Raw genomic sequence first — 25010 nt, forward strand, 5'->3', positions numbered from 1 at the left:
GTTTATCATTCGCTGTCACTGTCATAGAGATAGAGTTTGAATTAAGGAATCTCATGATCATCAATTAATGTGTTTGACTGCTCATTCGACTTCCAGTACAGTTGTTAGAGCAGAACAAGTGTTTATTTTTCCTACAACTCGGAGGTAAAAATCATGAATCTGAGCAAATTACTTTTTGGAATTTTTGTTTTGATTGGTGGGGTGTTACCGGCTGCAGCAGACCAGACGAAGTATACGACTTCTCTGCTAGGTAGCAGCGAGGTGCCACCTGTTTCTACACCTGCTACAGGCACAGTGTTGGTCACAGTTAACTCTGACTTGTTGACGATGCGGGTTGAGGCTGGCTTTAGCGATCTACTGGGTAGTGTCACGGCGGCGCATATCCACTGCTGTGTAGGTCCTGGATCCACGATCGGCGTCGCGACTCAGCTTCCGTCGTTTGTCGATTTTCCGATAGGAGTGACAGCGGGATCGTATGACCATATATTTGACATGTCACTGGCCTCCAGCTATAACCCGGATTTTATCACTACTGCCGGCGGCACCGTGAGTTCAGCCTTCAGCACCTTGCTTAGCGGTCTTGATGCGGAAATGGCTTACTTCAATGTTCACACCGATTTATTCCCAGGCGGTGAGATACGCGGGCAGTTGGCCCTTGTGCCAGAGCCTGAGAGCTATGCATTGCTGTTGGCAGGCCTTGGGGTTCTGACGATCTTTGCACGTCGCGCTAAACACAAAGCTGCTTAAGTGTCGGCGTTGAGAAGGGCCTGTTAGTGCCTTTATCATCGGCTGCGCAGTAATTTTCATACGGACCAATGATGGTTAGTCCTTTCTTGGCCAAGCGCAGCCGATTTGGCTTCCAGTATGGCATGACCTTTCTTCCTCCATTACCATCATGATGGCTGGCATGCACATGTACGGCATGTACGTTGGGTGGGTTTCGAATTACAATCAGCGTGCGATGGTGAACTTCTGTTCTTTGCCTAATAGTTAGCAAAAATAACTTGAACAATTAGATATCCCATCACACGGAGCTTGGTTGGATGCGGTAATCCTCTTCTTTCTTCGCAATGATTGCACCTTGATGGGTAACAAACATACCCGTGGAAGCACGATCACTCCATCTTTCATTATTCATCAAACGCTATTCATCAAATGACCCCCGTGATCATCGGTTTTCTGGATCAGCTTATCCAATAACTTAATCAAGATTCATCCGTTTGTTAATATGTTGCGTGTTTATATTGGTTTTGTTTCATTTGTTGTTTTAATTACTGAAGCTGAAGCGGCAGGTGGCTGGAGAACAAATATATTTAATATATGCTTATACGATTATCAGTAACTTAATAAAAATTAAGCTCGATTAATCAAACTGCACGTATTTCCATTGAGGGTATCCGGTAAATGAAATGATTCCAACAGCGTGATGTATTCTCCAATGCAAAAATATTTTTAAATACAACAGATGAAGGCCCAAAAAGATTCGCATACTCCAATGATGCAGCAATATTTGCGTATCAAAGCGCAGCATCCAGATATGCTGATGTTTTATCGGATGGGGGATTTTTATGAGTTGTTCTTTGACGACGCAGAGAAGGCCGCCAAGCTGTTGGGAATTACTTTAACGCAGCGCGGCGCTTCTGCTGGAAAGCCCATTAAAATGGCTGGCGTACCGTATCACGCTGCTGAGCAATATTTGGCGAAACTGGTTAAAGCAGGTGAGTCGATAGTCATCTGCGAGCAGGTGGGCGATCCGGCTGTGAGCAAGGGGCCGGTTACCCGCGAAGTGACCCGTATTATTACCCCTGGAACGTTAACCGATGCGGCATTGCTCGAGGATAAGCGTGACTGCATTTTGCTGGCTGTCTGGGTGAATGAATCAAATCTGGGGCTAGCTTGGCTTAATCTGGCAGCGGGGCAGTTGCGCATGATGGAAACATCACCACGAAATCTGCTCAGCGAGTTGGGGCGCCTGCAGCCATCAGAAATTCTTTTGCCCGAATCGCTGGCATTAGTCGAGGTACAAGGTAAAAATTGGGTGGTAAAGCGCTTGCCTGTGTGGCAATTCGATTATCATACTGCCATTCGTAATCTTACCCGGCAATTTGAAACGCATGATCTTTCCGGTTTTGGCTGTGAGGATTTGTCTGCTGCAATCTGTGCGGCCGGCGCTTTACTGGAATATACCCGTCTGACACAAGAAAGATCTGTCACGCTCCATATTACCTCATTGCAGGCGGAACGGGAAAGTATATATGTACGTATGGATGCCGCGACACGCCGCAATCTGGAAATTTCTGAAACCATACGCGGCGAAAGATCGCCTACTTTATTGTCACTGCTGGATACTTGCTCAACCAGCATGGGTAGCCGGTTATTACAATTCTGGCTGCATCATCCCCTGCGCGATCGTGCAGTTATACAAAAAAGGCTCGATAGTGTCGCGGCCTTGATCGGAGAAAATGAGCGGAATAATTATTCAGTCGTGCGCGATCTACTGCGGCAGATTGTCGATGTTGAGCGAATAACTGCCCGCATCGCACTTAAATCAGCGCGCCCGCGAGATTTGTCGGGCTTGCGTGACAGCCTGAAACTGCTGCCTGAAGTCACTCAGGCGATTGCAGGTTGCTCTAGCGAGAGAATCTGTCAGTTAATCCAAGTCCTGCAGATCGAGCCCGCGCTGCTTGAATTGTTGAGTCGATCATTATTGGAAGAACCTGGCGTGGTGCTGCGTGAAGGTAATGTGATTGCCGATGGTTATGACGCTGAATTGGATGAGTTGCGTGCGTTGCAGAACAATTGCGGCGAGTTTTTGTTACAGTTGGAAATACGCGAAAAAGAGCGTACCGGTATCCCTAATCTCAAGGTGGAATATAACCGTGTACATGGTTTTTATATTGAAGTCACGCACGTACACAGCGAAAAAATCCCTGCTGATTACCGGCGTAGGCAAACTTTAAAAAGCGCTGAGCGCTATATCACGCCAGAACTAAAAGCATTTGAAGACAAAGCATTATCCGCACAGGACCGAGCGTTGGCGCGGGAAAAGTATTTATATGATGTACTACTGGATGCACTTACAAAATATATTCATGCACTGCAGAAACTGGCTGCAAGCATTGCAGAAATTGATGTTTTGAGCACATTTGCAGAACGGGCGCAGGCGCTTGACTATACTGCTCCTCAGTTATCCGATGAGGATATTTTTACCATCGATACAGGTCGTCATCCGGTGGTGGAAAATCAGGTAGAGAACTTTATTGCTAACGATGTTCAGTTGGGCGCCGAGCACACAGGAAAACCACGCATGCTGATGATTACTGGTCCTAACATGGGTGGTAAATCAACCTATATGCGGCAAATCGCACTGACTGCCCTGCTTGCGCACTGCGGCAGTTACGTGCCCGCCGCAAAAGTGCATATCGGGGTGCTGGATCAGATCTTTACCCGGATTGGGGCTGCTGATGATCTGGCCAGCGGGCGCTCCACGTTTATGGTAGAGATGACGGAAACCGCCAATATACTGCATAACGCCACAGCGCATAGTCTGGTACTGATGGATGAAGTCGGGCGCGGCACATCCACTTTTGATGGGCTGGCGCTGGCGCTTGCCATCGCCCGGCAGTTATTGACCAGGAACCGTAGTCTTACCCTGTTTGCGACACATTATTTTGAATTGACGAAACTGGCTGAGGAGTTTAAGTACATTAAGAATGTGCATCTGGATGCAGTAGAGTATAAACATCGCATCGTCTTTCTGCATAAGGTAGCCGAAGGTCCGGCCAGCCAAAGCTATGGACTGCAAGTGGCTGCCCTTGCAGGTGTTCCTGAGACGGTCATTAAATCAGCTCGAAAGCACTTAACTAGACTGGAGCAGGAAAGTGCCAACAAGCAATCTCAGTTGGATCTGTTTTCTTTTTCCGCTCCAGAGCCGGAAAAAGAAATGCCGCAAGAACATCCCGCCATTGCCATGCTGCAGAACCTTTCTCCGGATGAATTGAGTCCCAGGCAAGCGCTGGAACAGCTTTATTTATTGAAACAGGCGCTGAATACCGCTAAGAATGGCTAGCTTATTTATCAGATTTAAAGAGATTCTTAAGGCTCATGGTCATGTGCGCCATGCGCATGTTGATGAGAGATTTCTTCTGGCGTAGCCGGACGAACGGCGGTCACCGTGCAGATAAAATTCAATGTCATGCCTGCAAAAGGATGATTGCCATCGACAACGACGGTGTCATCAGTAACATCGGTCACTTTGTAGATGATGACGTCATCTGAACCTTCGGCGCCACCCTCAAAATGCATGCCAACTGCTACATTATCAGGAAAAGAACTGCGTGGCTCCACACGGATCAATTCGGCATCATATTCACCAAAAGTATCCTCCGGCTCCATCGAAACTGAGCAGGAATAGCCGATTTCCTTCTCATGTAGCGCTTCCTCAACCAAGGGGAAAATGCCGCCATACCCGCCGTGCAAATAACTGATCGGTGTATCCGTTTGCTCCAGAATGTTTCCTGTAGCATCTGACAACTCATAGTTGAGAGAGACTACGGTATTTTTTTCAATGCGCATTTTAGACTTATCCTCGTAGGTGATATCAAAAAGTAGAATATTTATAATAATCAGAACTATTGCAAAAATTGAATTGACTAGATGTCATTATACGCATACAAAATAGGTTTTTTCTTGCTTAGAAATATAAAACACAAGAAAATTCAGGATTACTATTGATTTAGATCAGCTTTTTGCCACCTTTAATGCTCTTACCGGTGCAAAGCTTTGCCGGTGTATTTCGCATGCGCCATGCGTCTGTAGTGCTGTTAGATGCTGCGGTGTCGCATAACCTTTGTGTTGATCAAACCCATACTGCGGAAAACACTGATGCCATCTTTGCATTTCCGCGTCGCGTGCGGTTTTTGCCAAGATAGAGGCAGCTGAAATTTCGGGTATCAAGCTGTCACCCCGGATGATGGTGCGTACCGAGCATTTCAGATGTGGGCTTTGGTTTCCATCAATCAACACGATATCTGGTATCAGGGGCAAGCTTTCTACTGCGCGTTTCATGGCCAGCAAACTGGCTTGTAAGATGTTTAGCTGATCGATTTCTTGCACTGAGGCAGAGGCAATCGCCCATACTTTCGCATATTTCTTGATAGTCATCGCGAGCTCATTGCGCCTTTTTTCACTCAGCACTTTGGAGTCGGCTAATCCATCTATTTTATAGTCAGCATTTAGCACAACGCAGGCTGCATACACAGGACCAGCCAACGGTCCCCTGCCGGCTTCGTCGACACCGCAAGTCAATTCATCAGTATAAGTTTCAATTTTTGCGCCCACTCGTTGCGGTTCTGGTTCTATCAGGGCATAAATATTACACATTTCTTGCAGTACACATGAGCTTGGCTTCAGTGACAAGTTGCCCATCGACTTCGGCGCGGGCTGAATATTTCCATAATCCTTTTATTTGTCGCTCTATTTCAACTCTGAGGATTAACTGATCACCGGCCATCACAGGTTTTTTAAAACGAACACCATCAATGCCTACAAAGTAATAAACTGTGTCATCCTTGTTGATTGTGTCTTCTGTTCTAAGTGTCAGAAGGGCGGCGGCTTGGGCTAAAGCCTCAACGATCAGAACACCGGGCATGACAGGATAATGCGGAAAATGTCCGGAAAAGAAGGGTTCATTGATGGAAACATTTTTTAATGCAACAATATCCTTACCCGCTTCGAAAGAAATGACTCTATCCACCAGTAAAAGCGGATAGCGGTGCGGAAGGTATTTCAGGATTTCGTGGATATTCATCGTGCTCATTTGATTTTTCCTTTTTTAACTCAGGACTTAACTGGCAGCTCTTGAATGAACTCTGCTCAATTTCTATTCATTATCGAGCGCTTTAATAACCTTGTCTGTAATATCGATACGCTGACTCCTGTAAACAGAATCCTGGAGTTGCAATATCAGGTCATAATTTTCTATTTCGGCGATTTTACTGATCGCCCGATTGGTGCGCTCCAGAATCGCACTGTATTCTTCGTTTTGACGCACACTTAAATCTTCTCGCAGTTGTTTTTGCGCACGTTGATACTCCCGGCTGAGATTAGCCAAATTTCTTTCCAAGTTACGTCGCTCTGTTTCTTCCATGGTTGCGCCATTTTTCTCAAGCTTGTCTTGCAGTGTTTTAGCTTGTACAGCAATTTTCTTGATATCTTCGTCGCGTGGTAAAAATTCCTGCTCAATTTTCTTTTGTGCTTGTAGCGCGGGTAATGATTCTCGTAGAATTTTTTCGGTATTGACTACACCAATTTTGATATCACCTGCAAAAGCAATCCCCCATCCATTGGTTGATACAATGGCTATCAGAACCATTACCAGATTGCGCCACACATGGTTGATTTGTTTCAATATATTCACTTAATAGAATCTCATATAAATTCAGAATTGCTGACCAAACATAAATTGGAACCTTTGCAAATTATCGGTGGGTATATCATTTAACGGTTCTGCAACACTGACTTTCAGTGGTCCCATCGGTGATACCCACGTAAGCGCAACGCCAGCCGAATAACGCATGAAATTGTTCAGATCACCAAAATTGTTGAATGTGGTACCGCCATCCAGAAATGTGCTTAAGCGCAACGACCGGTCTTCTTTCATGAAAGGAACAGGAAACATCAGTTCGATATTGCCGACAACGCGTTTACTGGCACCAACTGCAAACAATCTAGAAGTATTGTTATTGAGTGAATCACGGGGCCCCAAGGAATTCAGGTCATAACCCCTGACTGAATTGTTACCGCCCGCAAAGAAGTTCTTGAAGAAAGGCAGCGGGCGTCCTGCATAGCTGTCACCATAGCCAACTTCCCCATTCAGCATCAGCGTAAAAAAATCAGTGATAGGGTAATACCATCTCTGATGATAGCTGATCTTGTAGTAATCCAAATCCCCACCGGGTACGCTGACTTCACCAAACAGCCGGTGTGTTGTTCCTGAGGTCGGCCAGATGGCGCTATCACGGCGATCGCGCGCCCAGCTTAATGTCAGTGGAAAGTTATTGGTTGATCTTCCAAATTCATTAACGAAATCAATGTTGCGTTTCGGACTATTCTCAAAAACGCTGATCACCGTGTTTTCAGCAGCCAAACCTAAAGACACAATATCGTTTTCTGCAATGGGTATTCCCAGCCGAAAACCTGCACCCAAGGTTTCAGTTTTAAAAGTTCCAACCCGGGATAACGGTCGTGTATCCAGGTCACGTTTGTAGGCATCAAATCCCAGGCTAACCCCATTGATTGTAAAATAGGGATTGGTAAATGATGCAGCGTAAGTCTTGTTGATTGCACCGGTATTGACATCAAGACTAAAAAAATTACCGGTACCAAAGATATTGTTCTGAGAGACCGAGCCATTCAGAATCAGGCCTTGACGATCAGAGTAACCGGCCCCGAACATAATCGCGCCAGTCGGTCTTTCTTCGACTTTGACATCGATATCAACCTGATCCGTTTTATTAGGGACAGCGGGTGTTTCCACATTCACACTATTAAAGAAACCCAATCGATCAACGCGTTGCTTGGAATTGTTAATATGCTTGGTGGAGTGCCAGGCGCCTTCCATTTGGCGAAACTCGCGGCGGATCACCTCATCGCGCGTACGATCATTACCTGTTATGTTGATGCGTCGTATATAGACGCGACGATTAGGGTCAATAAAAAAAGTGAAAGCTGCTTTCCGGTTTTCGTGATCTATTTCAGGTGATGCGTTGATATTGGCAAATGCATAGCCATCATCGCCTAAGCGATCGGTAATTAATTTAATGGATTCAGTTAGTTTTTGCCGTGCAAATACTTCTCCGCTTTTGAGCAATATGAGTTTGCGTATTTCTTCTTCCGGTATGATGGTATCGCCTGCTACTTTGATATCGGAGACCGTATACTGGGCGCCCTCGGTGAGATTGATGGTGATATAGATATCACGCATATCAGGCGTTATCGATACTTGCGTAGATTCAATATTAAATTCCAGATAGCCTCGATCTAGATAAAAGGAGCGTAGTGTTTCGAGATCGGCTGCTAACTTTTGTTTGGAATATTGATCATTTTTGGTGAACCAGGTCAATAAATCGGGTTTTCTGAGAACAAGCTCGCTACGCAACTCGCTATCTTTAAATTTCTCGTTACCGACAAAATTTATTTTTTTGATACGAGCTGTCCGGCCTTCGTTAATATCAAAATTAATGGCAACGCGATTACGTTCCAGAGGCGTTGTGGTGGTTGTGATTTTGACGGCATATTTTCCTCGACTGATGTATTGGCGCTTTAATTCCTGTTCGGCTCTTTCCAGTAAAGAACGGCTGAAAATCCGTGATTCCGATATACCAGCCTGTTTTAGGCCTTCAATTAGCTTGCTTTTTTCAAATTCTTTTGCGCCATTGATACTAATTTCAGCAATAGCCGGACGTTCATCGACCTCTACGACTAAGATATCGTTTTCTGATTTCAATCTGACATCTTTGAAGAAACCGGTGGCATACAGTACCTTGATAGCTTCTGTGGCTTTTTCTTCATCCAACGTATCGCCGACTTTGACCGGTAGATAACTGAATACCGTACCCGCTTCAGTACGTTGTATCCCTTCAACACGAATATCTTTCACTACAAAAGGTTCAACAGCCCAGGATGAGATAGCATAGAAGAAGCTTGCAAATGCAACAGCATGCTTGAATTTCATTGTTTAACCAGTGATGAGCCGATTGATATCGTTATAGATGGCAAAAATCATGAGTGTAAGCAACATCGCCAAGCCTATCTTTTGGCCAATCATCATAGTTTTATCAGAAAGCGGAGCTCCTCTAATTATTTCAATGAAGTAATACATTAAATGCCCACCATCAAGAATCGGAATGGGCAGTAAATTCAGCACACCAATGCTGACGCTGATCAGAGCAAGAAATGCTAGATAGGAGACCAACCCCATCTGTGCCGATTGCCCAGCGTAGTCGGCAATAGATATCGGTCCGCTGACATTTTTCCAAGACACATCGCCGGTAATCATTTTAGAGAGCATTTGTAACGTCAATACCGTCGTTTCCCACGTTTTCTCGAAGGCTTTCTGAAGCGCTTTACCGGATGGATAGCTTACTGTGACCATCAATTCTTCAAACTCGGCTTGATTGATAACGGGTGCTACCCCAATCTTACCAACTTGCTTGCCATTTTCTGTCGTGGTCTCCGGCGTGACGGAACGTGTGATGACTTGATTATCGCGTAGAATTTCCAGTTCTAGTGTACGTCCTGGATGCGTGCGAATTTCGCGGACAACATCCACCCAGCTTTTAATTTCGAGGTCATTGATGGCTAAAATTTCATCCCCCGCTAGTAAGCCTGCCTGGTAGCCGGCACCATCAGCCAGCACTTGAGCAATCACAGGCTTTATAAGAGGCTGGTAACTGTTGAGTCCGATCACACCGAGGAAATTTTCGTTGAGCTTGTCTGGATCAATATGACTTAAATCTAATTGCCGCCAATTGATCTCGCCATTTTTATTGATGGTTTGTACTTTTACATTGGTTGATTGATCAATACCGTATCTTAATAAAGTCCAGCGCACATCCTGCCAGCTGACCACCGGTTCATTTTCGATACTGACAATGGTTTCGCCTGTTTCAAATTTTGCGTAGGCAGCAGGCGTGGCTGGCTCAATAGGGCCCAGTATGGGCTTCACGCCATTCACGCCCAGTACAAAAAGCAGCCAATACAGAACAATGGCTAGCAGGAAATTGGCCATGGGACCGGCGGCAACGATGGCAAAGCGGCGTGCTACCGGTTGACGGTTAAACGCACGAGGCAAATCTTCGGGAGCTACCTTACCTTCATTTTCATCCAACATCTTGACATAACCTCCCAAGGGAATAGCTGCAATCATCCATTCTGTTTGATCTTTCCCCCAGCGTTTGCGGAAAATGGGTTGGCCAAAACCTATACAGAAGCGTAACACTTTGACACCGTTCCAGCGTGCTACCAGATAATGGCCGAATTCATGAAAGGTGATTAGGATGCCTAAGGCGATAATGAAAGAAATGATGGTATAAGTTATTGACATATCAGATCATGGTATAGGAAGCACTGTGAAGAAGGAGGAAGGATTTAACTGCATGATACTTCATTACTTCATTGCGTAAGATGCAGGATACTATCATTAAAATTGGATCTAATCATCTCAGCAAGCTTTTTTATTCAGCTTGTTGCGAGCGGCAAGCCACTCCCGTGCTGTATCACGAGCCAGTGTGTCAGTTCTCAGTACATCGTCCAGCGTAGCCATTTCTTCCTGCTGTACTGTTTGCATCACGTGCTCAATCATGGCGGGGATGGATGTAAATGCCATATGCCTTTTAAGAAAGGATTCTACCGCTATTTCATTGGCTGCATTCAATACTGCCGGCATGTTTCCACCAGTAGTGAGTGCTTGATAGGCTAATCCTAAGCATGGAAATCTTTTAAAGTCAGGGGGCTCAAAATCAAGATGAGCGACTTTGAACATATCTAAAGCAGATACTCCACTGTCAATCCTATCAGGATAGCCCATCGCATGTGCGATAGGTGTACGCATATCAGGATTGCCTAATTGCGCGATAACCGAGCCATCCACATAAGCAACCATTGAGTGAATCACACTCTGCGGGTGAATCACTACCTGAATTTTATCCGGAGCTGCGTCAAATAGCCAACGTGCTTCAATGACTTCCAGTCCCTTATTCATCATAGTAGCCGAATCAACGGAAATTTTTTGCCCCATATCCCAGTTCGGATGCGCGCAAGCTTGTTCTGGCGTCACTTTTTCCAATGAAGCCAAAGGTGCGCATCGAAATGGACCACCTGATGCGGTAAGCAATATGCGACTGATGCCTGCCGCGGCCAGGTTACCGTTAAAGTGATGCGGCAATGATTGATAAATCGCATTATGTTCGCTATCAATAGGCAGTAGCGTGGCGCTGCTCTGCTTTACTAAATCCATGAAAATCCGCCCAGCCATCACTAAGGTTTCTTTATTGGCGAGTAAGACGAGTTTTCCTGTTCGGGCTGCTGCAAAAGTTGGCCGAATACCGGCAGCACCTACAATAGCTGCCATCACAGCGTCTACTTCAGGTAGTGAAGCTACTTTTTCTAAAGATTCAATGCCTGATAATATTTCCGTATCTATCCCAGTTGCTTTGATTGCTTTAGCCAATTGCTCAGCACTTTCCGTATCCAGCATTACTGCATAGCGTGGTTGAAAACGTTGACATTGTGATAGCATCTTTTCAGTATTATTATTTGCAGTCAGTGCAAAAACCTGAAAGCGATCCGGATGACGGGTTATAACATCTAGCGTGCTTTCTCCGATACTGCCAGTAGAACCGAGAATAGTAACTTGACGGATAGTTTTCATAACGAAGGTGAATAAAAAATGAGTAATGCCAGAATAGCAAGAGGCAGTGTAGATGTCAGCGCATCGATTCGATCAAGTATTCCCCCATGACCTGGCAAAATATGGCCACTATCCTTAACACCCGCATGCCGCTTAATCAGTGATTCGTACAAATCTCCGATAATACCCAGTATGGTCATAACGATCAGCAAGGGTATCAATTTCGTCGCCAAAGACTCTTCAGTGACCCACCAATCCCAGACTAGACCGTACAGGAATACAGCAACCAAAGCACCAGCGACACCTTCCCAGGTTTTATTCGGACTAATCGTGGGCGCAAGTTTGCGCTTGCCTAGCGATCGTCCGGTAAAATACGCTGCGGTATCTGAGATCCAGATAGTCGCCATAAAACCCAGCAAGAGCAGCGGGCTGATCGCGCGTAACTGATAGAGTGCAAGCCAGGTGGGTAATAATACGATCCAGCCAGTCAACATCCAAATAAGGGGGTTTTTTATGGTATAAGACTGCTTTAGATAGAGTGGCGCCCCAACTATCCAGAAAACGACGGATAAGATATATAGTCCTATCAGATTCGATGAGTAAGCATTGATTTGTACAGATTCGCGTAATAGGAACAATAATTCTCCACCTACTAATACTGTGAGCAGTAGAAAAATAATAGTATTTCTAACTGAGAGCTGCGCCAATTTGCTCCACTCGTATGCTCCGATAATTGTCAGTACGAGTAGAAGGGCCGACCAGAAAATGTCCTGCAAGTAGAATATCGCGGCTAGAAATAAAGGCAGGATAACAATTGCAGTAAGAATGCGGGCTTTAAGCATGTCAACTGTCTTCTTATCCTTCAGCGGACATGGCCATCTGGAGCTGCTCGCTGGTACGACCAAAGCGGCGTTCCCGCTGCTGATAAGATTGAATGGCTAACTCAAGTTCATGCTCATCAAAATCAGGCCATAAAGTATTCGTAAAATATAATTCGGTATAAGCAAGTTGCCATAGCAAAAAATTACTGATGCGGCATTCTCCACCTGTCCGGATAAACAAGTCCGGTTCAGGCGCATAGCTTAGGGAAAGATATTGTGCCAGATTTTCTTCTTCGAAGTTAAGCGGTAACTCGGTGGATTGAGCCATCATCTTACGCATGGCCTGCATAATATCCCAGCGGCCTCCGTAATTGGCTGCAATAGTAAATGTTAGCCGGGTATTTTGGGCAGTTAATTGCTCGCCACTTTTAATGAATTCCCTTATCTTGGATTCAAATTTGGATAAATCACCGATTACTTTGAAGCGAATACCATTTTGGTGCAACTTGGTAATTTCTTGTTCCAATGCTCCAGTAAAAAGCTGCATCAAAAAAGAAATTTCTTCTGTAGGTCGGCGCCAGTTTTCACTACTGAAAGCAAATAAGGTGAGATATGCAACCTCGCGCTCGATGCAAGCTTTTATAATCCCGCGGACTGTTTCAACGCCTTGTTGATGTCCAGCCATGCGGGGCATGAAGCGATTTCGAGCCCATCGGCCATTTCCATCCATGATAATGGCGATATGTTTGGGTATTAAACCTGTTTCAGGTATTTCTCGTGTTGAACTCGGGCCTTGAGGCATATCAAACAGCCATCAGTTCTGCTTCTTTAATTTGTAAAATCTTATCGATCTCAATGATATAACGATCAGTCAATTTCTGAATATCATCTTGACCCCGGCGCTCATCATCTTCAGATATTTCTTTGGATTTTAATAATTCTTTCAAATGAGCATTGGCATCGCGGCGAATATTGCGCATTGCGACACGTACAGCCTCCGCTTCATGTTTTACAACTTTAATGAGGTCACGACGTCGTTCTTCTGTAAGTGCTGGCATAGGCACGCGAATGGTTTCGCCTACTGGCATTGGGTTTAAACCTAGATCAGACTCACGAATCGCTTTTTCAATCGCGCTAGCCAATTTTTTCTCCCAGGGAATAACGCCAATCGTTCGTGCATCGATCAGGTTGATGTTAGCTACTTGGTTAATAGGTGTTGGTGTACCATAATAATCCACAGTGATATGATCCAAAAAACCAGTATGTGCTCGCCCACTTCTGATCTTACTTAAATCTACTTTCAATGCTTCAAGGCTTTTTTGCATTTTTTGTTCAGCAGATTTTTTTACATCACCAATCATCATATTTATCCCTTTTGTATCTTATTGCAAGAGATTCTCATTATATAAATCAAACAGTTACTAAAGTTCCTTCATCTTCTCCAGTTATTATACGTTTAAGAGCCCCAGCCTTGAAAATACTAAATACATTCAGTGGCAATTTCTGGTCACGGCACAGTGTCAACGCTGTGGCATCCATTACCTGCAGATTTTGGGTAATCGCTTCATCAAAAGATAGCTTATGAAAGCGAGTTGCTTCGGGGTTAATCTTGGGATCACTAGTATAGATGCCATCCACTTTGGTAGCTTTAAGCATAATATCGACGTTCATTTCCATGCCACGTAAGGCAGCTGCAGTATCAGTAGTAAAAAAAGGATTGCCAGTGCCTGCTGCAAAAATAACTACTCTACCGTCTTTCAGATAACGCATTGCCCTTCCGCGGATATAAGGTTCTACTACTTGTTCGATACGCAAGGCAGATTGTATGCGTGGTACTAATCCGACCAGTTTCATCGCGTCTTGTAATGCTAAAGCGTTCATTACTGTAGCCAGCATACCCATATAATCCGCGGTGACACGTTCGAGCCCGTCGTTAACTGATTTCATACCACGAAAAATATTACCGCCGCCTACCACAATAGCGATTTCAACACCCAGTTTACTTATTTCCTCAATTTCAGCAACAATTCTTCTCATTACGGTATGGTTAATGCCATATTTGTCTTCTCCCATCAGGGCTTCACCTGATAGTTTAAGGAGGATGCGTTTATAGATAGGAGCTGGGGTCATGGGTGATCGTTTTTGAAATATCGAAGTTATTTTGCTTGTCCCATCTGTGCTTTTACTTCTTCCGCAAAATTCTCCGCTTTCTTTTCTATTCCTTCACCTACAATGAACATGGTAAAACCATTTACTTTGGCGGATTTTTTCGCCAATAATTTATCGACAGTTTGTTCCGGATCTTTAACAAAAGGTTGGCCCAGTAGTGTTATTTCTGCAAGATATTTCGCAATACGCCCATCGACCATTTTCTCAATAATATTTGCTGGCTTGCCGCTTTCAGCGGCCTGAGCAGTAAAAATTTGACGTTCATGTTCCAATACATCAGCTGATACCTGCTCTGTGGACACGCACACAGGCTTGCTTGCTGCAATATGCATTGCGAGGTCCTTACCCAGTGCTTCATCTCCTCCTGTGTAATCCACCATTACACCGATTTTTGTTCCATGCAGATAAGAAGCCAGTTGCCCTTGTGTTGCATGACGTCCGCAGCGGCGAATGCTGATGTTTTCACCTAATTTCATGATCAATGCCTTGCGCGTTGCTTCTACCGTTTCACCAGAAGGTAATGACGCATCGCTCAGCGCCGTCATTTCAGTCAGATCCTTCTTTGCTACGAGCTCAGCCAAACCCTTGGCAAAATTAATAATATCGTCGTTTTTGGCAACAAAATCTGTTTCGCAATTAACTTCAACCAATGCACCGCTTTGGCCATCTGCTGAAATATAGGCACTTACAACTCCTTCTGCTGCAATCCGACCAGCCGCTTTACTGGCTTTGGCGCCACTTTTTATTCTCAACAGATCTTCAGCCGCCTTCATATCACCGTTAGTCTCTGCTAAGGCTTTCTTGCATTCCATCATGCCAAGCCCTGTCATCTCGCGTAATTCTTTTACCATGCTTGCGGTAATTTCCGCCATATTTACTCCAGATACAAAATTAGTTTATGAATGAGATATAGATATTTATCAGGGGGAAGAATATACTTACCTTACTGCAAATTAATTTAATTCCTGACATCCGGTAATAAAAAATTAAACTAGAACAGGTAATTTCTAAGATAATCCAGTACCAATATTTCGATAAGTAATTCTATGTAAATTACAATTATATATCCAATCTATTTCTGAATATTCAGGAAGTGTTCTTCTATCTATTCAGCTTCAGCAGTACCCATTTCAACAATTTCTTGAATCGCTTGATTACGTCCTTCTAGAATGGCATCAGCTACACCGCGGGCGTATAAGCGTATTGCTCGGCTTGAGTCATCATTCCCTGGAATGATGTACTGCAAACCTTCCGGATTATGGTTGGTGTCGACTACGCCAATGACTGGAATACTCAGCTTTCTGGCTTCTGTAATAGCACCTTTTTGATATCCCACATCTATTACAAATAGGGCGTCAGGTAACCCTTTCATATCCTTGATGCCGCCCAAACTGCTATTGAGTTTATCCAACTCTCTTTGAAGATCAAGCGCTTCTTTTTTCACGAGCTTATCCAGAGTACCATCTCGAACCATAGTTTCCATATCTTGTAAACGCTTAATGGATTGCTTGATGGTTTTGAAGTTAGTCAGCATTCCTCCAAGCCAGCGTTGGTCTACATAAGGAGATCCACAGCGGGTTGCTTCCTCGCGTATAATGTCGCGCGCTTGTCGCTTGGTACCAACAAATAAAATCACCCCTTTGTTCGCTGCTAATTGCCGCACATATTTCAAGGCCTCTTCATACATTACGAGGGTGTTTTCAAGATTGATAATATGGATTTTGTTACGATGGCCAAAAATGTAAGGGGCCATTTTGGGATTCCAGAAGCGCGTCTGGTGTCCAAAGTGAACACCTGCTTCCAGCATTTGTCGCATGGTTACAGACATAAATTCTCCTTTAGGATTGAGCCTCCACTCGCCTTAATCACTATTGCTTAGTTGAGTATTGATAGACGAATGTGTGAATTTAATTTGACTTGCTAATCACATCAACTGCAAGCTCGACGTCAAATTATCCGCGTATTATAAACATCTTAAAATACTTACTCAAGCTGACAGAAAGCAGAATAGAATAGAGAGCTAATTGAATATTGATCTAATAGAATATTTTTCAATCTGAAGCGAAGATCATCAGAACTTATTACGGAACACAGGTAGAATTACCCATTTTCATTTTCAAACGAGCAATATCATTAATTTTTATATGCTTATTATCAACTGTAATAATATTCTCGTCTTGTAGTTTAGAAAAAGCACGACTCACGGTTTCCAGCTTAAGTCCAAGATAGCTGCCAATTTCCTCACGAGTCATGCGCAAATAAAAATTGGATTCAGAATAGCCTCGTATAAGAAACCGGCGCGATAAATTGAGCAGAAAGGTTGCCAAACGCTCTTCTGCTTTCATGCTACCTAGCAACAGCATTACACCATGATCTTGCACTATCTCTCGACTCATAATTTTATGAAAATGACGCATCAGTGATGGAATGATACGACTAATTTCCTCTAATTTAGCAAAGGGAATCTCGCATACTTCACTATCTTCAAGAGCAACCGCATCACATGTATGTAATTCTGTGCTGATAGCATCCAACCCCAGCAATTCCCCTGTCATATGAAAACCGGTTACCTGTTGCCGCCCATCCTGCTCAAGAATGCAAGTCTTTAGAAATCCCCTGCGAATAGCAAACAATGATTGAAACTTTGAACCTGTCCGATATAAATATCCGCCACGTTGAACCTTACGTTTATGGCTGACTACATCTCCAAGCACTTGTATTTCATGCTCATTAAGACCAACTGGCAGGCATAACTCACGCAAACTGCAAGTTGCGCAGCTTGATTTTATGTGTGAGATATCAAGATGATGATGTGATGAAATTTCTAAAGACAAAGTATTTTCCAAATATCAGGAGCTACATTTCAACGCCTGATTGATCTGAATCAAAGCCAGCGTTTGATGAGCTATGCATAATTTTACCTCGGATTATCAAAAAAGTTCTTTCTGATTTGAAATTGCTTTAGGTAAAAGTAAGTAGCTCTATTTCAGAGACGATACTTCTCTTTCCTGAGCAATGCGCAATTAAGCGGCTTCACCAATGAAGTCCAGCAAAATCTTTATTTAATAAAAGAAGGGAATTTGCATAGAAATCAATTTCCGAAATATCGTTCAGTGCTCACTATTTGCATTGAAAGAAATGGGCTTTAATTATTGATGTTCAGGATTTTAGTCAACTGGAACATTTTTGATAAATATCTACACGCTAATCAGCAATGCAGAATTACTCTTTGGTTTATTTACCTGAGAATCATTCAAATTCTCAGGTAAGAAATTTATTTGACTTGGCTATTCGTTAAAATATAGTCGGCCAAGCGATCTGCAGCTTCACCCTGGATATTCTTGAACGCAGGCATTCTCATACTTCCTGACTGAAATTTTTTGATAAGAGCTTCCTTATTGGCTACCTTCTCACTGAGTATCATTGCAACATTCGGGCTTAAAGGTTTATGGCATTCTGTGCATGCTGTGCTGAAAATCTGTTCGCCAGAAGCATCAGCTGGGGGCGTATAGTCTCTACTGGCTCCACAACCGACTAATATAAACAGTGCCGATATTGCTAATCCAAAATTTAATTTTTTCATTTTTAACTCCAGTTGTAATAGATAAGAGAGATACGCCAATCTGAACTTGATTGCCTTATTTTAATCAAGCGCTGTGATACAGGAGAACTACCATACCTACTGTTAAGACAAGTTGTCAAACGAATGTTTTAGAGCATCGGTCAGTTTACGCAAAGGTTCGTTTTATAGTCACTAATTATTAATCATGAGTGATGAATTTCCTCAATCTATAAGCTGAATAAAAAAGATATGTTCAAGTCTCTAATTAAAAAAGATATGTTCAAGTCTCTAATTTAATTTATACAAGCTTATACAAGTGCTTAAGCCAAGCTTAAGTGGGAATTAATCACAATAACATCACTTATTATAGTTTTTTTTCTTGACACTTTCTTAACATTTACTGTGTTATCGTGCGCGACGGCGTGTTAGGAATGCGATTAAGATTCTTTTGTTTTTAATAAAATCAAGCGCCATTTATGAAAAAAATGGGGTAAGCAACTACCTACAGTCAATATGGAACTGAGTTGTTGCATGCAATAGAGATTATTATTTATAAACAAAATTTTAATTAACAAATTTTGCAGAATTAAATTGTTTAAACAAAGGAGATTGCATGTTTAAAAAAATAAACATTTTTATTATATGGGCTGCACTTGGCTTGATTCTAAGTACCCCGGTTGCCGCTGACAGGACCGTAGAAGACTTTCAAGTTTGGGGAAACGTTACGGCACTTGGTAATTTTGGTTCACTTAACCCCAATAATCCTGATTTGAAAAAATTCAGATGGTGGATGGAAGGACAAGGACGTTTTGGTAATGATGCTACTCAATTTACGCAATCCCTGATACGTCCCGGTTTAGGTTATGCGCTAACCGATAAAATTGTTGTGTGGGCAGGCTATGCTTGGGCACCAACGGCTGAACCGCTAGCAGCGAAACCATTTAACGAACATCGTATCTGGCAGCAAGTAACGTGGGCCGATAGTTTTTCATTCGGCAGATTGTCGGCGCGCAGCCGTTTCGAGCAGCGATTCTTCGATCATAATGCACCCAATCCTGGTGACGATGATGTGGCTCATCGATTCCGTCAGTTAGTTAAACTCGCAGTTCCAGTGCCATCAATAGATCCGAATCTTAGTTTTATCGTTCAAAGTGAATTGTTTATTGCCATGAATACTGTTGATAATCCGGGCTTTATTTCTCGCGGTTACGATCAGAATCGTGCCTTCGTTGGATTAGGTTACAAAGTCAACCAGTATGCGACCGTTGAATTGGGCTATATGAATCAATTTATCAACAGACCGCATAATACTCGTCCTGATCAAATGATGCATAACTTTGTTGCCAATTTATTCTTGAATTTCTAATGAGACGATAGAGATAACAATCTATAGCACCTAGTGAGACTTATAGATAGCCGGTTAAATTTTCCTTGCAAAGAATTAACCGGCTAAATTTTTCTACTATTTTCTACTATTACTTCGTTGTATCTGCAGATGGTAAGCTGGTTTTTCACTTGATTGTCTTCATTGAATTCAATAGAAAGAAATAGTAATATTTTTTCTTTATTTTCTATTACCATACTGTTCCTTTCGATCTGTAACAAAGTAACACATGCATGAATTTAAGCCAGGTCAGCGTTGGATCTGCGACGTTGATTTACAACTCGGTCTTGGCACAGTTCAGGCTGTTGAACACAGAATTGTGACTATTCGCTTCGAGGCGGTGGATGAAACGCGCTCATATGCCAAGCATTCGGCTCCCTTGACACGCATTGTATTTAAGGTGGGAGATGTCATCAGTAGTCATGATGGTACTGTACTGGAAGTAACGCATGTAAAAGAGCAGGAGGGCTTGGTTGTCTATTCTGGCATAAGTGAACAAGGAGAGCGAACTGAGCTCGCCGAAGAACAACTGGCGCCTCATTTGCAATTGAACCGCCCAATGGAGCGCTTATTTACCGGTCAGTTTGATCAGGATAAATGGTTTCAGATTCGCTATCAGACCTTATTGATACGTCATCGATTGGCAAAAATGCCCCTGTATGGGCTGATTGGTACCCGCACCAGCCTGATTCCACATCAACTCTATATCGCCCATGAAGTTGCGCATCGCTATGCCCCTCGTGTTTTGCTGGCTGACGAAGTAGGACTCGGGAAAACGATTGAAGCAGGGTTAATACTGCACCAGCAATTGTTAACAGAACGTATCAAGCGGGTACTCGTCGTGGTTCCAGAAACTTTGATGCATCAATGGCTAGTGGAAATGTTGCGGCGTTTCAATCTGCAATTCAGTATTTTTGACGAAGCACGCTGCCTATCATTGGAAAAAAGCGATGGCAGGGAAAATCCGTTTCATAGCGAGCAGCTGGTACTTTGCAGCCTGAATTTCTTGCGCCAATATCCAAAACGATTTAAAGCCGCACTGGAAGGCAACTGGGATTTGCTGGTGGTCGATGAAGCGCATCATCTGCATTGGTCTCCACAAGCCGTCAGTCCAGAGTATGCCATGATTGAGCAATTGGCGACCCGAACCAAAGGTGTGCTGTTATTAACGGCGACACCGGAACAGTTAGGTAAAGCCAGTCATTTTGCCCGCCTGCGTTTGCTTGATCCGAATCGCTTTGATAGTTTTGAACATTTCATTGCTGAAGAACAATCCTATGAGCCCATAGCCAAAGCCGTGGAAGCATTGCTTGAAGGCCAAAAACTGGATGACGAAATCAGCCAAATAATCATTTCAACAATTGATCCTGCGCAATCCGTGGACTTGCTTGCTCAACTGCAAGATCACAAAGTAAGTGAGGAGCAAATCCAGCAAGCCAGAACGACGCTGGCCGAATTGCTGCTGGACCGGCATGGCACCGGCCGTATCCTGTTTCGAAATACACGTGCAGCGGTTAAAGGATTTCCTGAGCGAGAGCTTATCGCTGTTTCGCTGGCATTACCTGATGAATATCAGCAATGCCTGGCGACTTTTGAAACTTCCAAGTTATCCAAACCGCAACTGCTGCTGTGTCCTGAATTACTCTATCAGGTCAGGGCCGAGCCAGAACAGCCATACTGGACTGAGATCGACCCCCGGATGGGTTGGTTGAGTGCTACGCTGAAGCGACTAAAACTTGAAAAAGTGCTGGTCATTACTGCCACAGCGCAATCTGCACGGGATATCGCTCAGGCGCTTAAGACATCGACTGGTCATTATATTCCAGTATTTCATGAGGGTATGAGCTTGATTGAACGTGACCGTGCGGCCGCATTTTTTGCGGATAAGGAAACAGGCAGTCAAGTCCTGGTATGCTCGGAAATCGGCAGCGAAGGCCGCAATTTCCAGTTTTCCCATCATCTGGTGCTATTTGATTTACCCCTTAATCCTGATTTATTGGAACAGCGCATCGGCCGACTGGATCGTATCGGTCAGGCAGAAACCATTCAGATCCATGTGCCTTATCTGGAAAACAGCGCGCTGGCAGTGATGTTTCACTGGTATCACGAGGGATTGAATGCGTTTGAGAAAACTTGTCCGGCAGGTCAAACGGTGTTTCTGCAGGTCGAAACGGAGCTTATTGCTGCGCTTCATCAACGTCAAGCCAATGTTGAGGCGCTCTCAGACTTAATCCGTGCGACACAATCAGCCAACCAGGCTCTGAATGATGTGTTGGAACGTGGACGCGACAAGTTATTGGAATATAATTCTTTTCGTCCCACTGTTGCTGAAAAATTGTGTCAGAAAGCCTATTCTTGTGATGCTGATCCCATGCTACCGTACTATATGGAGGCTGTTTTTGATTGCTGTGGTGTGCATATTGAAGAGCATCGCGCAGGCAGTTATTTGCTTGAACCTAGTGAGCATATGACGATTCCTTTTCCTGGCTTAATGGATGAGGGATCGGTAATTACTTATTCCAGAGCTGTTGCTTTAGCCAATGAAGACATGTATTTTCTGACGTGGGAACATCCGATGGTTGTGCACGCGATGGATAGAATTTTAAGTAGTGAATCGGGTAATGCCGTTGTTACTACGTTAAAACATAAAAGGGTACAGCCCGGTACTTTATTGCTGGAAAGTATATTTGTACTGGAAGCCAGCGGACAGGGCGTCCAGGAAAGTAACTATTATTTGCCGCCTGTTGCCATTCGTATTTTTATGGACGAACATGGCAGCGATCAGTATGAAGATCTTGATCACGAAACCATTAATCGGCATCTGGCACCGGTATCAGCAGGTATTGCAAAACAAGTGATTCAACTCAAAGGAGACAACATAAAAACATTGCTTGCAATAAACGAGCAGCAAGCGAGCGTGCAAGTGCCACACATCATTTCACAGGCGCGAGATACGGTAAAACAAAATTTCACCTTGGAAATCGAACGACTCAAAGCTTTACGCAAAGTCAATCCCAACGTGCGTGAAGAAGAAATCCAGTTTTTCGAGCAACAATCGGAGAAACTGATGGTTGCCCTAAATACCAGCAGTCTGCGGCTGGATGCCGTGCGGGTTATTGTAGCGATTTAAATCTGATGGCGAAAACTAAACATTGAAGCGAAAATGCATCACATCGCCATCTTTAACGACGTATTCTTTTCCTTCCAGGCGCATTTTGCCAGCTTCCTTGGCGCCTTGTTCGCCGTTATAAGCGATAAAATCCTCATAGCTGATCACTTCAGCGCGAATAAAGCCTTTCTCGAAATCAGTATGAATGACACCTGCAGCTTGGGGTGCAGTATCACCTTTGTGGATGGTCCAAGCTCTGACTTCCTTAATGCCGGCGGTAAAGTAAGTTTGCAATCCGAGCAAATCGTAGCCAGCGCGCACCAGGCGATTGAGCCCAGGTTCTTCCAGATTAAGGTCAGCTAAAAAGATTTTTTTATCTTCCTCAGAAAGTTCTGCAATTTCTGCCTCAAGGGCAGCACATATGGCTACGACAGGGGCATTTTCACTCACTGCGTATTCTTTTACTCGTGTTAATAGCGGATTATTTTCAAAGCCATGATCATTCACATTAGCAACGTAAATAGCCGGTTTTGCAGTTAATAGGCAAAGCGGCTGCAGTAATTGTTTTTGTTCCTTATCCAGAACCAGTGTTCTGGCTGGATTGCCTCGGTCAAGATGAGCCTGTACCATTTCCAGCAGAGCACAGAATTTAATGGCATCCTTATTGCCTGACTTGGCTACTTTGGATTCGCGCTGAAGTGTTTTTTCTATAGTGGTTAAATCAGCCAGAGCCAGTTCGGTCTGAATGACCTCAATGTCAGCTATGGGATCTACCTTGCCGGCGACGTGCACAACGTTATCATCAGTAAAACAGCGCACCATATTGACGATGCCATCCGTTTCCCGGATGTTGGCAAGAAACTTGTTGCCAAGACCTTCCCCTTTGGATGCGCCAGCCACCAGCCCGGCGATATCCACGAATTCGACGATTGCCGGCTGTACTTTTTGCGGTTTGACGATTTCACTGAGCTTCTGCAAGCGGGGATCGGGAACTTCAACAATGCCAATATTCGGATCTATCGTACAAAAAGGATAGTTTTCTGCGGCGATCCCTGCCTTGGTTAATGCATTAAACAATGTCGATTTACCGACATTGGGAAGGCCTACGATTCCGCATTTCAAACTCATGACCCGATTCTCATCAAAATTATTTTAAATAGCAATGGAATTTCTAGAAAACATTATAATGATATGATTTTTATACTTTAGTATGCAATTTTAACATCGCTGCTTCACAAGCACCTTGAACAAGGAGTGGCCAAACTTCCAGACTCCTTTGAATAGCCTCGTCAATGAGCTGCGCTTCTTCCTTTTTAGGGGGATGTAATACATAACCGACCACAGCATTGCGTTCGCCCGGATGACCTATACCTATTCTTAATCGCCAAAAATCCTGAGTACCCAATTTCGCTGCAATATCCTTGAGTCCGTTATGACCACCCAAGCCACCACCCTTCTTTAATTTTGCGATACCTGGTGGTAGATCCAGCTCATCATGGATAACGATCAGTTCGTCTGGCTGAATTTTATAAAACTGGCACAGGGCGGCTACAGATTGTCCACTCCTATTCATAAAGGTCTGCGGTTCCAGTAACCATAACTCCATATCTTTCTGGCGGACTTGGGCGCACAATCCATGAAACCGCGCTTCCGGCTTTAGGGTCACATGCAGCATCTCGGCTAATCGATCTACCCAATGAAAGCCAGCGTTATGGCGTGTACCGGTATATTCTTTGCCCGGGTTACCCAATCCAATAATAAGCTTCATGAATGCGATAGACTGTCTATGAGATGGTTAAAAAATAAAAACTGCCGGTATTGGTGTAATCCCAGCAGATTTATCAAGTTTCTCAGAGCGATTAAAGAGTCTTTTCTTATCCGGTGCTTATTTTTTCTCTGCACCCGCTTCCTCGGAAGCTTCCTCAGCGAGCACCGAGCGCGGAATGGCAATGGTTGCAACCGGTAAATTATCACCTTTGGTTAGTGCAACAACTTCTACTCCCTTGGGTAATACCAGATCATTCAAGTGCAGTGTATGTCCTGCGGTTAGCTCAGCCAGATCCACTGAAATAAATTCCGGCAAATCTGCCGGCAAACAACTGATATCCACTTCAGTCAAAATATGAGAAACGATACCACCAGAAGTTTTTACTCCCGGTGAAATTTCTGCATTGATAAAATGCAATGGAACTTTCATATGTATTTTCTTGTTTTGATCGACTCTCTGAAAATCCACATGCAGTACCTGCTGCTTAAAAGGATGCATTTGTATATCGCGTAGCAGCACTTGTTCTTTTTTGCCCGCTACGTTCAAAGACAGGATGGATGCGTGGAAAGCCTCCATCTTGAGATTGTAAAATAAATCCTTATGATTCATTTCAATGGGTTGTGCTGCTTGATCACCACCATAGATGATTGCTGGGACTTTACCAGAACCACGCAGGCGGCGGCTCGCACCTTTTCCCTGCAATGTGCGCTTGTCGGCACTGATTTCAATTTTCATTGAGATTGCTCCATCATTGTGACTTGTTCGCGACCAAACAAATCGGTTAAAA

23 protein-coding genes are annotated in these 25010 nt (G+C 43.9%); 4 read left to right on the top strand and 19 right to left on the bottom strand.

Features of this window, described 5'->3' with window-relative positions; all coding sequences use genetic code 11:
• Positions 1-153 precede the first annotated feature (153 nt).
• Positions 154-747 (top strand): CHRD domain-containing protein, encoded by a 594-nt coding sequence (locus BM021_RS02170; RefSeq protein ID WP_090718319.1) that lies wholly within the window; start codon positions 154-156, stop codon positions 745-747.
• Here the strand turns inward: BM021_RS02170 and BM021_RS15115 are convergent.
• Entirely contained in the window at positions 728-1012 is a 285-nt protein-coding gene (locus BM021_RS15115) for a hypothetical protein (RefSeq protein ID WP_143074276.1), read from the bottom strand. The two genes, BM021_RS02170 and BM021_RS15115, sit on opposite strands and share 20 nt — an antisense overlap.
• A gap of 453 nt (positions 1013-1465) precedes the next feature.
• Here BM021_RS15115 and mutS point away from each other — a divergent pair, with 453 nt between their 5' ends.
• Positions 1466-4069 carry a DNA mismatch repair protein MutS gene (gene mutS, locus BM021_RS02175; protein WP_090718322.1) on the top strand — a complete coding sequence of 868 codons (2604 nt, stop codon included), beginning with the start codon at positions 1466-1468 and terminating at the stop codon, positions 4067-4069.
• Positions 4070-4095: 26 nt separating this feature from the next.
• On the opposite strand, the gene BM021_RS02180 is transcribed toward mutS, so the two are convergent.
• The 15 genes from BM021_RS02180 to BM021_RS02250 form a co-directional block, all read right to left on the bottom strand.
• Positions 4096-4575 (bottom strand): FKBP-type peptidyl-prolyl cis-trans isomerase, encoded by a 480-nt coding sequence (locus tag BM021_RS02180; protein ID WP_090718325.1) that lies wholly within the window; start codon positions 4573-4575, stop codon positions 4096-4098.
• A gap of 165 nt (positions 4576-4740) precedes the next feature.
• The gene (gene rnhB / locus BM021_RS02185) at positions 4741-5382 is read right to left on the bottom strand and encodes a ribonuclease HII (protein ID WP_090718329.1); all 642 of its coding nucleotides are present in this window, start codon (positions 5380-5382) and stop codon (positions 4741-4743) included.
• Complete coding sequence (gene fabZ, locus BM021_RS02190) at positions 5375-5818, bottom strand: 3-hydroxyacyl-ACP dehydratase FabZ (protein WP_090718332.1); 444 nt, start codon at positions 5816-5818, stop codon at positions 5375-5377. Before fabZ ends, rnhB begins: the two co-directional genes overlap by 8 nt.
• A gap of 63 nt (positions 5819-5881) precedes the next feature.
• On the bottom strand, positions 5882-6409 hold the full coding sequence (locus tag BM021_RS02195; RefSeq protein ID WP_256207731.1) for an OmpH/Skp family outer membrane protein: 528 nt from the start codon (positions 6407-6409) through the stop codon (positions 5882-5884).
• Positions 6410-6439: 30 nt separating this feature from the next.
• A complete protein-coding gene (gene bamA / locus BM021_RS02200; protein WP_090718334.1) occupies positions 6440-8734 on the bottom strand; it encodes an outer membrane protein assembly factor BamA in 2295 nt (764 codons plus the stop codon).
• A gap of 3 nt (positions 8735-8737) precedes the next feature.
• Positions 8738-10105 carry an RIP metalloprotease RseP gene (gene rseP / locus BM021_RS02205; RefSeq protein ID WP_090718337.1) on the bottom strand — a complete coding sequence of 456 codons (1368 nt, stop codon included), beginning with the start codon at positions 10103-10105 and terminating at the stop codon, positions 8738-8740.
• A 117-nt stretch (positions 10106-10222) separates the two neighbouring features.
• The gene (gene ispC / locus BM021_RS02210) at positions 10223-11431 is read right to left on the bottom strand and encodes a 1-deoxy-D-xylulose-5-phosphate reductoisomerase (RefSeq protein ID WP_090718339.1); all 1209 of its coding nucleotides are present in this window, start codon (positions 11429-11431) and stop codon (positions 10223-10225) included.
• Positions 11428-12252 carry a phosphatidate cytidylyltransferase gene (locus BM021_RS02215; protein ID WP_090718342.1) on the bottom strand — a complete coding sequence of 275 codons (825 nt, stop codon included), beginning with the start codon at positions 12250-12252 and terminating at the stop codon, positions 11428-11430. The genes ispC and BM021_RS02215 overlap by 4 nt, the downstream gene beginning before the upstream one ends.
• Before the next feature lie 13 nt (positions 12253-12265).
• A complete protein-coding gene (gene uppS / locus BM021_RS02220) occupies positions 12266-13033 on the bottom strand; it encodes a polyprenyl diphosphate synthase (protein WP_090718345.1) in 768 nt (255 codons plus the stop codon).
• 1 nt (position 13034) lies between these two features.
• Entirely contained in the window at positions 13035-13592 is a 558-nt protein-coding gene (gene frr, locus BM021_RS02225; protein ID WP_090718443.1) for a ribosome recycling factor, read from the bottom strand.
• A 49-nt stretch (positions 13593-13641) separates the two neighbouring features.
• On the bottom strand, positions 13642-14361 hold the full coding sequence (pyrH, locus tag BM021_RS02230) for a UMP kinase (RefSeq protein WP_090718347.1): 720 nt from the start codon (positions 14359-14361) through the stop codon (positions 13642-13644).
• A gap of 26 nt (positions 14362-14387) precedes the next feature.
• The gene (gene tsf / locus BM021_RS02235) at positions 14388-15272 is read right to left on the bottom strand and encodes a translation elongation factor Ts (protein WP_090718350.1); all 885 of its coding nucleotides are present in this window, start codon (positions 15270-15272) and stop codon (positions 14388-14390) included.
• Between the two features lie 233 nt (positions 15273-15505).
• On the bottom strand, positions 15506-16228 hold the full coding sequence (rpsB, locus tag BM021_RS02240; RefSeq protein WP_090718353.1) for a 30S ribosomal protein S2: 723 nt from the start codon (positions 16226-16228) through the stop codon (positions 15506-15508).
• A 253-nt stretch (positions 16229-16481) separates the two neighbouring features.
• The gene (gene fnr, locus BM021_RS02245; protein ID WP_090718356.1) at positions 16482-17234 is read right to left on the bottom strand and encodes a fumarate/nitrate reduction transcriptional regulator Fnr; all 753 of its coding nucleotides are present in this window, start codon (positions 17232-17234) and stop codon (positions 16482-16484) included.
• 440 nt (positions 17235-17674) lie between these two features.
• A complete protein-coding gene (locus tag BM021_RS02250) occupies positions 17675-17983 on the bottom strand; it encodes a c-type cytochrome (RefSeq protein WP_090718359.1) in 309 nt (102 codons plus the stop codon).
• A 592-nt stretch (positions 17984-18575) separates the two neighbouring features.
• Here BM021_RS02250 and BM021_RS02255 point away from each other — a divergent pair.
• Positions 18576-19328: a DUF2490 domain-containing protein gene (locus tag BM021_RS02255; protein ID WP_090718363.1), complete on the top strand. Its 753-nt coding sequence runs from the start codon at positions 18576-18578 to the stop codon at positions 19326-19328.
• Positions 19329-19575: 247 nt separating this feature from the next.
• Positions 19576-22476: an RNA polymerase-associated protein RapA gene (gene rapA / locus BM021_RS02260; RefSeq protein WP_090718366.1), complete on the top strand. Its 2901-nt coding sequence runs from the start codon at positions 19576-19578 to the stop codon at positions 22474-22476.
• Positions 22477-22491: 15 nt separating this feature from the next.
• On the opposite strand, the gene ychF is transcribed toward rapA, so the two are convergent.
• The 3 genes from ychF to BM021_RS02275 all read right to left on the bottom strand — a co-directional run bounded on the left by ychF (position 22492) and on the right by BM021_RS02275 (position 24958).
• Positions 22492-23583: a redox-regulated ATPase YchF gene (ychF, locus tag BM021_RS02265; RefSeq protein ID WP_090718369.1), complete on the bottom strand. Its 1092-nt coding sequence runs from the start codon at positions 23581-23583 to the stop codon at positions 22492-22494.
• A gap of 70 nt (positions 23584-23653) precedes the next feature.
• Positions 23654-24223: an aminoacyl-tRNA hydrolase gene (gene pth / locus BM021_RS02270; RefSeq protein ID WP_090718372.1), complete on the bottom strand. Its 570-nt coding sequence runs from the start codon at positions 24221-24223 to the stop codon at positions 23654-23656.
• Between the two features lie 117 nt (positions 24224-24340).
• Complete coding sequence (locus BM021_RS02275; RefSeq protein ID WP_090718374.1) at positions 24341-24958, bottom strand: 50S ribosomal protein L25/general stress protein Ctc; 618 nt, start codon at positions 24956-24958, stop codon at positions 24341-24343.
• Positions 24959-25010: the final 52 nt, after the last annotated feature.

This window comes from Nitrosomonas sp. Nm166 (assembly GCF_900112825.1).
In the GTDB taxonomy this organism is placed as follows: domain Bacteria; phylum Pseudomonadota; class Gammaproteobacteria; order Burkholderiales; family Nitrosomonadaceae; genus Nitrosomonas.